At 40.9% G+C, this 14,265-nt stretch carries 13 protein-coding genes and 1 tRNA gene; 7 read left to right on the forward strand and 7 right to left on the reverse strand.

The annotated features are described in order from the left end of the window. Positions 1-105 precede the first annotated feature (105 nt). The gene (locus tag MKleb_RS09455) at positions 106-555 is read right to left on the reverse strand and encodes a hypothetical protein (RefSeq protein ID WP_217076601.1); all 450 of its coding nucleotides are present in this window, start codon (positions 553-555) and stop codon (positions 106-108) included. A gap of 341 nt (positions 556-896) precedes the next feature. Here MKleb_RS09455 and MKleb_RS09460 point away from each other — a divergent pair, with 341 nt between their 5' ends. The 3 genes from MKleb_RS09460 to MKleb_RS09470 are packed head-to-tail and all read left to right on the forward strand — an operon-like array spanning position 897 to position 2,713. Then, positions 897-1,463 (forward strand): hypothetical protein, encoded by a 567-nt coding sequence (locus MKleb_RS09460; RefSeq protein WP_217076602.1) that lies wholly within the window; start codon positions 897-899, stop codon positions 1,461-1,463. Positions 1,464-1,478: 15 nt separating this feature from the next. Beyond that, complete coding sequence (locus MKleb_RS09465) at positions 1,479-2,039, forward strand: DNA-directed RNA polymerase subunit beta (protein WP_217076604.1); 561 nt, start codon at positions 1,479-1,481, stop codon at positions 2,037-2,039. A gap of 14 nt (positions 2,040-2,053) precedes the next feature. Next, positions 2,054-2,713: a hypothetical protein gene (locus MKleb_RS09470; protein ID WP_217076606.1), complete on the forward strand. Its 660-nt coding sequence runs from the start codon at positions 2,054-2,056 to the stop codon at positions 2,711-2,713. An 83-nt stretch (positions 2,714-2,796) separates the two neighbouring features. On the opposite strand, the gene mobQ is transcribed toward MKleb_RS09470, so the two are convergent. Continuing rightward, a complete protein-coding gene (gene mobQ / locus MKleb_RS09475; protein WP_217076607.1) occupies positions 2,797-4,284 on the reverse strand; it encodes a MobQ family relaxase in 1,488 nt (495 codons plus the stop codon). Positions 4,285-5,128: 844 nt separating this feature from the next. On the opposite strand from mobQ, the gene MKleb_RS09480 reads away from it, so the two are divergent. Together MKleb_RS09480 and MKleb_RS09485 are read left to right on the forward strand one after the other, a co-directional pair. Beyond that, a complete protein-coding gene (locus tag MKleb_RS09480) occupies positions 5,129-5,998 on the forward strand; it encodes a hypothetical protein (RefSeq protein ID WP_217076608.1) in 870 nt (289 codons plus the stop codon). A gap of 209 nt (positions 5,999-6,207) precedes the next feature. Continuing rightward, positions 6,208-6,519 carry a conjugal transfer protein TraD gene (locus tag MKleb_RS09485; RefSeq protein WP_048264286.1) on the forward strand — a complete coding sequence of 104 codons (312 nt, stop codon included), beginning with the start codon at positions 6,208-6,210 and terminating at the stop codon, positions 6,517-6,519. Positions 6,520-7,178: 659 nt separating this feature from the next. Here MKleb_RS09485 and MKleb_RS09490 read toward each other — a convergent pair. From MKleb_RS09490 to MKleb_RS09510, 5 genes are all read right to left on the reverse strand, one after another. After that, positions 7,179-8,888: an ADP-ribosylglycohydrolase family protein gene (locus tag MKleb_RS09490; protein WP_228740802.1), complete on the reverse strand. Its 1,710-nt coding sequence runs from the start codon at positions 8,886-8,888 to the stop codon at positions 7,179-7,181. 5 nt (positions 8,889-8,893) lie between these two features. After that, the gene (locus MKleb_RS09495; protein WP_077270048.1) at positions 8,894-9,544 is read right to left on the reverse strand and encodes a DarT ssDNA thymidine ADP-ribosyltransferase family protein; all 651 of its coding nucleotides are present in this window, start codon (positions 9,542-9,544) and stop codon (positions 8,894-8,896) included. Continuing rightward, positions 9,544-10,947, reverse strand: a complete 1,404-nt coding sequence (locus MKleb_RS09500) for a UvrD-helicase domain-containing protein (RefSeq protein WP_217076610.1) — start codon at positions 10,945-10,947, stop codon at positions 9,544-9,546. The genes MKleb_RS09495 and MKleb_RS09500 overlap by 1 nt, the downstream gene beginning before the upstream one ends. A 119-nt stretch (positions 10,948-11,066) precedes the next feature. Then, positions 11,067-12,341, reverse strand: coding sequence for a tyrosine-type recombinase/integrase (locus MKleb_RS09505; protein ID WP_070612287.1), 1,275 nt, complete (start codon positions 12,339-12,341; stop codon positions 11,067-11,069). A 179-nt stretch (positions 12,342-12,520) separates the two neighbouring features. Then, positions 12,521-12,596, reverse strand: a tRNA-Asn gene (locus MKleb_RS09510). Positions 12,597-12,602: 6 nt separating this feature from the next. On the opposite strand from MKleb_RS09510, the gene MKleb_RS30295 reads away from it, so the two are divergent. Both MKleb_RS30295 and MKleb_RS09515 read left to right on the forward strand, forming a co-directional pair. Then, on the forward strand, positions 12,603-12,782 hold the full coding sequence (locus MKleb_RS30295) for a DUF5951 family protein (RefSeq protein WP_219538927.1): 180 nt from the start codon (positions 12,603-12,605) through the stop codon (positions 12,780-12,782). Between the two features lie 8 nt (positions 12,783-12,790). Then, positions 12,791-14,248, forward strand: a complete 1,458-nt coding sequence (locus MKleb_RS09515) for an EmmdR/YeeO family multidrug/toxin efflux MATE transporter (protein WP_025106072.1) — start codon at positions 12,791-12,793, stop codon at positions 14,246-14,248. Positions 14,249-14,265: the final 17 nt, after the last annotated feature.

Raw genomic sequence — 14,265 nt, forward strand, 5'->3', positions numbered from 1 at the left:
TATTCTATGTGTATATAATTAAACATTAATTTGCTAAAAAGCAAATAATTCTATTAATTAATATCATTAGTCAGATATTTATTTTCCTTTTGCTTAATACTTTGTTTATGGGTCAAAGAAAATATGGTTATTAAATACTTCCACCCATTGCTCGCAAATATAATGTGCGTAAGATGGAACCCTGAACGTCCAGACTGGATTTAATACATCATCAATCATAATACAGTTCTCGGCATCATCGGATCTGCAATCAGGCAGCGAGTAGTTGATTTCCCTGACGTTGTTATATGAATATATAAATGTGCTGTTCATATTTTTACGCAATGTCGAAGACATTACGTTATTCTTTATATTATTTTTACGCAACTGCTTGGCAGTTACGTTTTTCTTTATATTATGGTTAAAGAGAAGAACCGAGCGTTGCATTAAATTAATGGTGAAGCCCGCCTGTTCGTATTCGTAAGACAAAGCAGCATCGCTGAACGAGTCAACAAAAGCGATTTTTTGATCTTTTTCGAAGATTTCCATAGAGCTTCGCTCGTTGTTGTTTTCCATGCTCATCCCTCTCTGTTTTACTGCTTTATCTCAGCCCAGCATAGCCGCCAGTGCCAACATACTCAAGCAAAATGATCTGTAAAATCGATCGATAAATTCATATTGATAGACATTAACGATTGAAAGTGATTTATCGATCGGTTTTTTAATTGATTTAGTCGATCGATATGGTGGTTATGATAGTCTATGACTATCATTTGTTTTGTATCGATCGATTTAAACGATGTGACGAACACTAAAAATAATTCAATTCTATCAATTGATTAGACGATAACTTCTGATCTGTAGGACAGTGTGCCGGGATTGGGGTATACAAATCTGACTAAATCCTTGAGGAATAAATGAAAGGACATACCTTATTACCACTGGCGGTCTCTCTGATGTTTCTTTCTGGCTGCCAGCAGCTCAACGATGGCGTGAATGCAGTTAATGGAGCAATCAATTCTTCGTTGTCATCAGTAAACAAAGCACTGGGGGGAACCGCCCCCCCCCAAAGTCTTGGCCCGGTATCATCTGTATCTGGTCTTGGTGCTGTTTGCAAAGACTATGAAGAAAATGCGATGGCAGCAGAAAAAAAATGGACCGGCAAAAGGATCTCTATAACCAATGCCACTGTTCTCGAGGTTACGAAGGGCAGAAGTGCCAGCGATATGATGACGGGAATGCCCATGTCAACCCCTAACTATTACCTGCTATTCAAAACAGCCGATACAAGCTATTGTGGTGGTATGGTCTGGATTGATTACTATTCTGGCCTTGATGATGCGGTTCTGACTTACAAAAAAGGTCAGAAAGTCAGTGTCACTGGAACAGTCAACAACTTCGAAGTTCGTGGCTTCGCTACCGTCAACAATGCCGATATGCCAGTTCGTCTGGTTGTTCTGAGAAATGGCACTATCAATCATTAATTCAGGGTTAATAAAATGCATAAAATATCGTTAGTGGCCGTGGGGGCTATTTTGCTTGTCGGTTGTGGAGATAAGGGAGATTTTGAGAAAACGATAAATAAAGAAATCAGTAAGGAGCCTGTTTGTTATTCACTTAATACAAAAGAAAATAACAGTGATGCTTATGAAAGCTTCAGCGAACCCGGAGTTTTCGTCAGAGTTAATGTTCGAGGAAATGATGTGAGTCCTATCTTGGAAGGACTTAAAAAATCGGGCTTAATCGATATTGAATTCGAACAACAAGGGTTTACCCGTGTTGCAACCTTATCAGCAACAGATAAAGGTGCTAAAGCGAAATTTTGGGATAAGGAGCATGGGGCTTGCGTAGGTACTAGAACAGTGGATGAAATAAAAGAGTGGACTGAACCCAGCGATGCTGGTGGTCAAAAAGTAACACGGGTATCATATACATGGAAACTCTCAGATATTCCAAGCTGGGTTGATAAAGATGCTTTCTCCAGCGTGAAAGGAGTGTCAGAATCAGAAGAAGCAAAAATTATTCTGGTGAAAACCAATAACGGCTGGGCCACAAGGTAATTACAGGAAAAGCTATGAACTCTATCTATTGGGTGATATTCATGGGACTGCTGTTGAACATACCATCACTGGTTCCTGTGTTGTTTCTCCGTCAGACTCAAAAGAACTTGAAGATATCTATTGCGATCAGACTTTTTCTACTTAACGCTTTCTTGGTGCTGTCCCTTGTGACGCTATCGCAGAATATCACGCAAAAATACGGGCTGTTTCCAGTATGGCTGGTGTTAGCTGCAATAGTGCTGTTTGCGGTCACGTTAGTACCAACGGTAAAATTTGTGCGTAAGCATTTAACTGTCGGGAAAAGCAGGGCTGTTATCCTCTCATCATTCCTTATTGTCTATGCTGTCAGATTTAATGGCGTGTTTTCAGATGTGAATGGAGGTGGATATACGCTTAATGGATACAATGTGGTGTGGACGTTGTTCTTCCTGTTTGCCAGTCTGTTGGCTTATATCGGTTGCTCTGGAAGTAAAACATATTCTGGTTATTCTGCACCGTCATCTGCATCGCAACCTGATTATTCTAAACCGACCAAAGAGTATGAAACACAATCTCAAATTGACTACGATATTGCTGTAAAGGGGCGGAGTGTTCTGTCTGATCCCAATCTGAGTATTGTTGAGCAGCAGCGTTATCGGGATGCTCTTGAGAAAAAAGAAAGAGAAGATTGGTAAAATATATTTATATTACTTAATAAAGCCGATGGAAATCGGCTTTGATGTTTCTTATTGAAATTCATTGGCATAAATCTGGCCTTTTATTTTCTATATCCCGGTGGCCTCATACGTGGGGCTTTATCTTTGCTGGCATGTGGTATGAGATCCATGCGATGATCGCTTTCCGGCTGTTCGTTCTTAGGGCGGTTTGGGAAACGGCTGATCTCATCCGGTGTTGGTTTATAGTCATCTTGGTTAAACTTGGCTTTTTTCTCATATTCAGTGCGAGGAATAGAACGGCCTAATACCTCATCAAAGACATAGTTTTCAGCAATACGTTTATCATGTTCTTCACTGATAAGATCATTTTGGGATTTGTTTGCTTTAGCCCATACAAACTTCTGCTTGAAAAAATCTATGACAAGAGTTGTGAAGCGTTTAAAAATATTATCCTGACGTGGAGTAGTCTGTTTCCTCTTAACACGTTCAGGGGCGCTTCTGGATGCCCTGTTTTGGTTTTTAGAGGAGGATGTTTTCAGGATAGTATTTGTTCCAGAATCAGAAATACTGACTGATGGTTTCTTACCAGCAACGATCTTACTGACTTTTGTTTTATCACGGTAAGATTTAACGCCACGCATACGAGTATGAGGAGTTGGTGCTACCAATACAGGTCTTTGATTCTCATCAGTAGAAGAGCCGGAGTGTGTTTCAGGTAATACAATCTCTTCTGGTTCAGCAAGATGTGTAATCGTAAAGCTTCTGACATCAACGACGATTTCAAGATCAAGTTCCCTGAATGTTTTGTAGACTTCAACTGCCTCTTGCTTGGCAGCATCACGAACAGCCTGTTCTGCGGCTCTTTGCTCCTGAGCTGCTTTATTACGCCATTTAGCACTGTGGATACGTTTCATTGGAGGACGGTTTGTTTCAGCGGCCTTAGCAAGCCATAGCGCTTGTTCTTCATTGTCCAGAGTAGCCGCCGCTTTTTCTAATGCCTCTTCGTGCTGGGCCTGAAGGGAACGATGATCAATACGTTCTGACGAACCAGCAGCAGCAAGGTAGCTGTTCGCCATAGATGCCCATGATTCGCGCCACAACACAGACATTTTTCTGTCATTCCAGCTTCTTTCTTTTTTACCAAACCCTTCCGGGCCAATGGTTTTTAACGTCAACATAACGTGAGCATGTGGGTTGTCGCTATCGAGATCATGGAAAGCGATATCAGCAATCATGCCTTTATCAACGAAATTTTTCTGACAATACTCAAGGACAAGTTTTTTCTTGTCGTCATTGTTTAACTCGGCAGGAATAGCAACATCGAAATAACGAGCTGTTTGACCATTTTGCTGACGCTCGACCCGTTCAACTTCATTCCACAATGCTGTAGAATCTTTAACAATATGTTCTGGAGCATTAACAGGTGCTAATATGAAATGCCCATACAAATCAGTACGGCGACTATAATCATAGGTATCACCTGTTCTTTCATCTGTGATTCTGCAACGAGCATGATAGGCAGCTTTCGCAACGGAAGATTTGCCCTCACTTCGTTTCACAATTTTAAAATCAAGATGAAAAATAGCCATACAATAAAAAGAACCTCAAAATAAATTTAAATATCAAACCAAAATATAAATCTCCGATGCGACTATGCTGGTTTTAGTTTTTCGCAAGAAAAACTCTGGTGTTGACGTTGACCTTGTTTCCGAAGGAAACGGTGTTAGCCTGCGGCAGGCAACCGTCGGTAGACCCCACACGCTGCGTAGCAGTGTATAGGTGGGCATTGCTTTATTTTTATATCTCCTAAAGGAGCTAAAAAATAACGACAATGTTTTAAGTTTTTCTATATTATTAATAATAACGCTAGTTTCAATGCCTGTGAAATTAACAGGGCTAGAATCGGATAAACGGTTGAGGTAGAATAATAATATTGAATATTGGGGTTTTAGATAGCGCCCGTAAGGGCAAAAGTAGTTAAATTAGTCTCCCGCCGTAAGGCGGGAAAGTAGGATTTAGATAAAACAGTGAAAATAACAGATACTCTTATGTGTTGCACAATTCACAGGTTAAGACCAGAAATCAGTGTCTAAAAACAACAGGTAAAATTGTTTTCATTGTTTTGATAAAATAAGTAACGCGGAGAGTATCAGGTATTTTAAGTTAGTAATTGCACACGTTTGTGTTGCAAAATTTCATTTTGAGCTTACTGATATCTCATTTTTCAAACCAAAACACCATTTTTTCGGGATGAATCCTATCATTAACAGGGATGAACCCTGTTCTAGCAATGTGATTGTTTTGAACAATCACGAAGTACTGCGCCTCTTTCAACGCCACGGACCATTTCAAGCAGTTCAGCTTTACAAATGATGTTGATTTTCTATGTAAACTGGTATTTATTAATGTTATTAGAGTAGAAAGGATGCCAACATGATTCTATCTGAGAAAACGCTTGAAAAACTGAGGGTTTTGATCAATGAGGATACGGAGTATCGTTCCGGTCCAAAGCTTGTTCAGTTCTTTAATGATCTTGGTTTTCAAGATATATATGGACAGGGATTTCCGTCAAGGTGGATGTATACCGATGAAAAGTTGAACGTGATAAATGGTAGTCCGCAGTTAGATCGTTGTATCAAGAAATTGTTTGCTCCAATTAATTTTGTTGGCGATATACCTCGATTAGACTCCTTGATCACTGAATTTAATAAATATATGGCATTTGATAAATGGACGGTTAAACGGGTAAATGCTGAGATTGTTTTTGAGAAAAAGGATAAGATCGTTGTAGATACTGAGAATCAACGGAAGGATTCTGAAGATGATTTTTTGAGACGAGAGTTCAATAATGTTGAATTTACTTCTGATTTGATTGATCCATTTGTGGCGGATGTATTGAAGGGAAGAATCAAAGAAATTGAGAATTGTTATCCGGCAGGCGCGTATCTGTCAGTGATATTTCTTGCTGGAAGCACATTGGAAGGTTTTTTGCTGGGTGTTGCTTCGAAATATCCAAAATCGTTCAATACAACAAAATCATCGCCTAAAGATAATAGTGGAAAAATAAAACAATTTCATGAATGGTCATTGTCTTCCTTTATTGAAACAGTCAGAGAGTTAGGATTGATTGAGTATGATACATATCGATTCAGTCATACTCTCAGAGATTTTAGGAACTATATACATCCATACCAACAGCTATCGCATAAATTAAATCCGAGAGAACATACAGCCAAAATTTGTTTACAGGTACTAAAAGCAAGCATTACGGAGGTAAATGACCATATTTGGAAATTAAAATAGGTGCCATTATGGGCGAAAGTATTTTTATTGGGGTTTTATCATAATGACAAATCAATAACAGGTGGATCTGATGAACCTGATTTATTGAATAGACTAAATAGCTGCGTAGTTGAATTCGAAATGGAGAGCATTTAACCTTCTGCCTATGGTTTGACCTTTTCCTTTTTTAATTGTATTTGATGTTTTTAACAACTAAAAGGAAAAGTATTATGAATACGGATGATAACAGCAGAAAACCACGAACAGAAAAAACAATTAACCAAAAAATAGCTTCAGCACAGATGCGTTTGAATAGACTTAAAAGTAAAGAAAAATCCTTATCAAAGAGTGCTGAGACACGTCTGAAGATTATTTTAGGGGCAGAAGTAGCTAAAGCTGTTGGCTGTAAAGTAGAAGAGGTGGATAAAGAGTTAATATTAGGACTGATATTGCAATTATCGAATATTAGCATTGAAGATAAAGCAAAATTAAAATTACGAGGGAAAAGGTTTCTTGAGGATATGGTTGGGAGGCAGAAGTGAAGTGTCTATAGCCGTGAGAAACTTCTATATAATTTGATGCTTTATCTTGACATATATAACCTTGTGATTTATTTAAATGGTAGGTGTTTTATCCTATGCTGATGTTCCGAGCGCCCCAATAAGCTGTGAGCCGAGCGATCCAGAGTGAATAGGATAGAAATAAAAATGCTATTATCTATCTCTGGCTCTTTTATAGGAAACAGCGACGGGGAAAGGAGGTCAGCTAATAGCAGCCTTTTAAAATACTCTCTGGTTGTCATATACCTTGTCCTGATATTCAGAAATATAACATACGGTATAACAAAGATAAGGCGTCAGGAACTTGGTTTGATCCTCCAGACTGTTTGTTGTGGAGAATTAAATTTATACAGGGTGAGCGTTTGTGATAATATTTAATTTAAATAGATAAATATATTTGACAATCAATATTTAATATTATATTTAATAAGTGTTCCTTGAGAACATTCACTTCAATGAAGTGTCTGATTGCCCCATATATGGGGAGTGGTTTACAGCCCAATGAGCTGATTTAGTTGCCCCAAGTATGGGGATATGTATTCTCTCCAATGGAGAGTTCCCTTAGCGGGAAATAAGAAAGGGCCGAAAGGCCCTTTGTTATATATCCGTCAGATGTTGCAAGATTGAAAACTTACATAAAATCAATTCTTTCTACGTTGGCGAACAATTTTAGCTTTGGCAATAATTGCTGTGAAGCTTACAGCCATTTGTATAGATTGAGTTGAATCTATGCAAGAATTTAACAATCGACCTAAAGTCAAATCATCAAAATTAGAATTAATAACATCATCAGTTGCTTGGTCGAGAGGGTCCTTCTCGTTACTTGTATCAATTCTATTATCTCTGATATGTGTGTCACAATTGTTTAAAGGTAATGTATATTGTGATTTAGAGTTTTTTACTTCAGACGAAATAGTTGGCTTTTGTGACCTTTTTTCAAAATCACTAAACTGATTTGTTATTTCTTTAGGAAGTTGCTCAGGATTTAACTCTAATTTAATTATATTTCTCCGTTTGACCAGAATAGTCTGACCAAAAGGTAATGAAAACCATTGCCATACAGCATTATTGGCATGAAATTCTTCATTGTTAACTGGTCTTAACTCACCAAGACCCATCATTGCTATATTATTTTTATGCAAACCTACGACATCAATTTGGTTAACAGGGGGAGTCCAGTTGCTAATGTCAGGATAATTAAATGCCTGATATTGAGCATTACCATTTCCCATATTCATTAAGCGCAATGCTTCGGTGATTATATAGTCTATATCTTGTATAGCCCAATCAGGGTGGGTATCGCATATTGCCCCCAGCATTGCACCACACATTGTTGCTATGGTATCTGTATCACTATCTAGCTCATTTGCTGAACAAATTAATGCTTCTTTGATACCTATATCTTTATACATATAGGCCAATGCTGAAGCAGCAAGTGCAGTTTTAATACCAGAGCCACGGAATTTACTTGTCAGGCAACCTAACCTATCTAGAATTTCATGGTAGCACTCATTACTTGAAGTTACGACCAACTTTGATATCTTATCAATGTCATTCAGTAGTTCAATTTTTATCTTTTCAATAGAGTTAGATAATGAGGTTTTATTATTTTCCTCCCATGCTGATAACCAGAATGTATTAAGCTGAGAGTCATTGGTAATAATATATGGAATGTCAGATAATTTTTCTACATAGGAAAGCCAATCTTTTGGTGACGGTATTTTTTTATTCGCAATTGTATCATAAAGAGCTAATGCATGAAAAAATGCACCGCAAAACCCATGGGGGTGACCATGAGTAACTAAAGAATCTCTTAGTGTATTTAATAAATAGTTATCTTGATAATCTTTATTGAACGAACTCCAAACATGAGGCTGAATGCGCATTGCTGCACCATTTCCTCCGCTTGTAAAATAATTTTGTTTCCCGTTTTCAAAAAAGTTAGAAAACCAAGAGACTGTTCTTTTCGATAAGTTTTGGGCCGCAGTTTTAGTTCCTAGACCACCACCTAAAGCATAACTGGGCCATATAGTAAGTTCTATTTTCGCGAAACTTTCCACATCGAAAAAACCACCTTCACGTATTGAACGTGAAACTGCAAGTCTCAACTGAGTATCATCAGAATATGCACCAGCAGGTAATTTAGCTTTGACGCCGCCTTTGCCGCCTATAACTCGTTCCCAAGGTTGAGTCTGGATTGCTCTGGCCGAACCAATCCGACGTTTAACGCCATTCTCCCCATGGGATAGTTCTGTTATCCAACCTAGAGCGTCGCCAGCAGCAGCCCATAATGATGAATTAATAATGCTTTTTTCGAGAGTTGAAATCTCTTTAACTATTTGATTTTTCATTGTTTTCAATTTGGCATCCCCGCAAATTTTTCTGGAGAAATCACGATCTCAATTCCATCAAACTCAAATTCATCTAGCCATCCTCCAACTATATCATGTGTTTCGTCATCAATCACATAGATGCGTTTTAGCCAATTGGTAGAAAGTTCTTGAGGGTAAAGGACTTCAGCTTGTTCGCAAGTTGGCAAGCATAGTGGCCGATTCCGACGAAAAGCTTTCCATCCCGTTTTTCTCTCTATGATTGGTTCAAAAAGAGAATCGAACCCAGTACTCCCTGACTGCCGTATGCATGGGGCATAGGAGTTATTTGTAGTGGCGAAATAAACATTTTCATGAGTAATAATGATTGGGTCAAAAGATAATATTGACCACCATATGTTTTGATCTTTATGCCATCTCTTGGATACATCAAAATACCTTCTATTGATCTCAGAAATTGATAAGTTTACATAGTCTATCCAGTTTTCTTTTTTATCAAAATATTCTGAAATTTCAGGGCGAATGGCTGCATTTGGATATAGTATATGCTGTAATAACTTATCATCTGTAAGCCGATATCTTGATAGGAGCTTTTTGCTAACTAAGGTTCCTAATAATCCTCTATTAGTTGTGAAATGTAATATTTCTGATATTCCTCTTCCCTTGTAATTAATCATTATAGGTTTACCTCTTTGTATGTCCCTTCCTCAAGGAATTGCAAGAGGTCAGACTCTTCTCCTTTTTTATAGCCTAAAAAAACACCTTTCCGGGACCTAGCTATTGCCATAGCTAATAATTTTCTTAAAACCAAAAATTGGTCATCAATGTTTTCTTCAGAGTAAGTAGTCGTCTGATCACTAAGCCCTAAAATGAATACGTAATCAAATTCTAATCCTTTAACTGAGTGAAATGTTGATAAGGCTATACTAGCATCCATATCGCACCAATCTGAGTCTCGTGTTATATCTCTAAAACTTAAGTTGTTAGAATGAAGTTTAGTCCTTAAAAATGAAAAAAAGCCGCCTCCTAGCGGATGTAAGAATGCAATAGTTTCGACATTTAAATCAATATTTCTTTTTATAAAATCTATCGCGTAGCTAATTTGATTTCTATATATACCACAAATGACTTCTGGTAAAATACCATCAGTAATGGCTTCATGTAAGTTTGGAATTGAGCCATCGTCTTCAACATTTATTCCTCGTAAAAAGGATGCTGCGAATTTTGCTATTTGTTTGGTATTTCTATAATTAATTTTTAGTCTGTGTGTTCTTTCTGGGCGGACGTCAAAACCAGCCTCAGACCATGTAAATCCTCTTGCATATATACGTTGGATTGTATCTGTAACAAAAGTAATCGTGTGGTAATCTGCGAGATGGTGCTTGATTGCACGAAGCTGATTTGCAGAAAAATCCTGTGTTTCATCAACAATGATAATTTCATAACCTAATGATGGGATATTTCTACCCATCATCACTGCAAGGTCATTCCAATCAATACTCCTATAATTCGATAGTGTTTTTTTATAGGGATTAACTATCTCATTTAAAATTCGCTGCCTTAATTCTCTATCGACTCTTGGCGTATTTCCTCGGCCTGTTCTTTCTGTATGTATATAATCATTAATGCTTTCAGGTGGATATCTACCTAGTAAGTATTCCACCTCTTTTATTACGTATTCTGGGGATAATATATTTGTGTTTCTAGCTAATGTATAAATGGTTTCATCAATTTTATCGAATATATTGGGGCGGCTATGTAACTTGTTGATCGCCCACCGACTAAATGTACTTATTTCAATATTTATTTTTATGCTGGGGTCAAGTTGACTATAAACTAAGTTTTTAATATATCCAGATAAAGTTCGGTTAAACGTTAATACTAAGATATTGATTGGTTCTATATTACTTTCTCGACGATGCTTTGTCTGGATCATGTAGCATAAAGATTTTAATCTCAATAGGGCGGTAGTAGTTTTACCGCTCCCTGCTGAACCATAAATGACTTCTACTCCCGGTCGATTCTGTCCCGCTAATGCACGCTGTTCGGGGGTTGGGGTGACTATTGACAAAAATCTCATAATATTTCCTTATAACTAAAAATGATATCAATGCAATAATAATATTTTGTGTATCGGGTATATGTCCTCACAAAGCTGATGTGCGATCTAATCAAATGCCACCCTTAGCATAAACGAAGTTAAATTCGCTGTGCAAACTCAAACGGTCTGACCATATCATTTCGATTGGCATCGAGATAATCAGCCCACCACTGAAGCATTAAGCGGCGCTGGTCAAGATGCTTGGCCTTGTGGGTATAAGCCGCACGGACGCTATTGCTTTCCTTATGACTCATCTGAAGCTCTACAGCGTCTTCTGACCACAAACCTGACTCAATTAGAGCACTACAGGCCAGCGTGCGGAAGCCATGACCACAAATGTCGTGTTTGGTATCGTAACCCATCTTACGTAGCGCCTTGTTTATGGTGTTTTCACTCATTGGCTTGAAGCTGTCGTAGCTGCCAGTAAAGATAAATCCTTCATCATTGCCATCTTCATAGGTGAGCTGTTTAATTTCTTTCAGCAACACGATTGCCTGACGGCAGAGAGGGATGAAATGCTTACGCTTCATCTTGGTGCCACGACCTGAATATTTCACGCCATCGATGACTTCCCGCTGTTCGGGGATAACCCACAGTTTGCTTTTGAAATCGATCTCTGACCATCTGGCGAAACGCAGCTCGCTGGAACGAACAAACACCAGCAGGTTAAGTTGAATCGTCAGTGTGGTCAGTCTGCGGCCTTTGTAGCCATCAATACGTTCAAGTAGCAATGGGATCTCTTCAAGCTCCAGCGCAGGGCGGTGTTCAGTTTCTGATTTCTGAATAGAACCTTCCAGATCGTAAGCCGGGTTATAGCGGATAAGCTGCTGTTGGACGGCATAGCGTAAAATGGACGTCACGTATTGCTTAACTCGTGTAGCAACTTCGAGATAGCCAAGGGCTTCTACTTTTTTTATGGGGGCTAACAGATCGCCAGTGGCAAGCTCGGTAACGTCTCGGTTGCCAATATCCGGGAAGATATAGGTTTCAAGGCGATTCAATACGGTATGACGATAATCTTCTGACCATTTCTTTTTGGTAGAAAACCAAGCTTTGGCCACAGCCTTGAAAGAGCGTGTGTTGTCGCGTTTGGCTTTCAGCTCTTTAACCTCTGCCTGTTTCTTTGCATTAGGGTCAATACCCTGAGCAAGAAGCCTTTTAGCTTCATCACGGCGCTGTCTTGCATCAGCAAGTGAAACAGCAGGGTAAACACCGATAGAGAAAAGTTTTTGCTTCCCTTCGAAACGATAGGCCATTTGCCAATATTTAGAACCCTTGGGGGTAACGCGAAGGAACATACCAAAGCCATCGGTTAGCTTGTATTCCTTATCAAGGGGCTTGGCGTTTTTTACTTTGGTATCAGTAAGTGGCATAACGGCATCCCTCGCTTGTTGGTAAAAACGCAATCGAACTACCATTACCAACATTTTTACCAGCAAATGGGTATGGCTTCGAGTGGTTTTTAGTGAACGAGGATGAACGTGAAAGAAGGGATAACCAACTGACAAAAATGCAGAAAGCAGACGTCAGTGAACGTCTGCTTCCCTTAAATTGGCTCCTCTGACTGGACTCGAACCAGTGACATACGGATTAACAGTCCGCCGTTCTACCGACTGAACTACAGAGGAATCGTTGTGGAGTCGTATCTTAGCGGCGAAAAAACTTTTGTCAAACATCTATTCGCCGTCCGAGGCTCAACTGGCGCATCCATCAACAAATTGTCGCCATTATCGACAATTTATCGGGAAAAATGCTTTGCAGGATTAGCTTTTCTCTATCATCATTTGAAATGTAGTTTCAACTTTTCTCACTAAGGTCTCCCTTGAACGTCACCGCCGCATTACGCCAGTCCGTCGAACGCACGTCCTGGTTTAAAAAACGCAAGAGCTATCGCGTCCTCTACTGGCGTGAAATCAGCCCGCTTGCGGTCCCCATTTTGCTGGAAAACGCCTGCGTATTGCTGATGGGCGTGTTGAGTACTTTTTTGGTCAGTTGGCTCGGTAAAGAGGCCATGGCGGGCGTAGGCCTGGCCGACAGCTTCAATATGGTGATCATGTCCTTTTTTGCCGCCATCGACCTCGGTACGACCGTGGTGGTGGCTTTTAGCCTGGGTAAGCGGGACCGGCGGCGGGCAAGGGCGGCAGCGCGCCAGTCGCTGGCGATAATGACCCTGTTCTCGATTATTCTCGCGGCGGTCATCCATGCCTTCGGCGCGGAAATCATTAATTTTGTCGCCGGGGATGCGACAGAAGAGGTAAAGGGTCTGGCGCTGACCTATCTGGAGCTGACGGTGCTGAGCTATCCGGCGGCGGCAATTGCCCTGATCGGCAGCGGCGCGCTGCGCGGCGCCGGGACCACCAAAATTCCGCTGCTGATCAACGGCGGGATGAATATCCTCAATATTATTATCAGCAGCATCCTGATTTACGGCATTTTCTCGTGGCCCGGCATGGGGTTTGTCGGGGCGGGGCTGGGATTAACGATTGCCCGCTACATTGGCGCGGTGGCCACCATTTGGGTGCTAATGATCGGTTTTAACCCGGCGCTGCGCATTTCGCTGAAGAGCTATTTTAAGCCGTTTAACTTCGCCATTATCTGGGAAGTGATGGGCATCGGGATCCCCGCCAGCATTGAATCGGTTTTGTTCAACGGCGGTAAGCTGCTGACGCAGATGTTTGTTGCCGGGATGGGGACCAACGTGATTGCCGGTAACTTTATCGCTTTCTCCGTGGCCGCGCTGATCAACCTGCCGGGGAACGCGCTCGGTTCAGCATCGACTATTATCACCGGCCGACGCCTCGGAAAAGGGCAGATCGCTCAGGCGGAGCGTCAGGCGTGGCACGTCTTCTGGCTGTCGACCATCATTTTGACGGCGATCGCCTGGGGAACCGCGCCGCTTGCCGGCCTGATCGCCTCGTTCTATACCAGCGAAGAGGACGTCAAAGTGGTGGTGAAAGAGCTGCTGTGGCTGAACGCCTTCTTTATGCCGATCTGGGCGATGGCCTGGACGCTGCCGTGCGCCTTTAAAGGGGCGCGTGACGTGCGTTACACCATGTGGGTCTCAATGCTCGGCATGTGGGGCTGTCGCGTGGTGGCGGGCTACACGCTGGGGATTGTGCTGGGCATGGGGGTGATCGGCGTCTGGCTGGGTATGGTGCTTGACTGGGCGGTGCGCGGCGTTTTGTTTTACTGCCGGATGGTCAGCGGGCGCTGGCTGTGGAAGTATCCGCGAACGAAAGCGCAGGCCGACGAGACCCGCGCGCAGGTTGAAGAAACGTAACATGCGGTGGGCGAAAC

The sequence above is a fragment of the Klebsiella sp. PL-2018 genome, from assembly GCF_019048985.1.
GTDB lineage: Bacteria > Pseudomonadota > Gammaproteobacteria > Enterobacterales > Enterobacteriaceae > Klebsiella > Klebsiella michiganensis.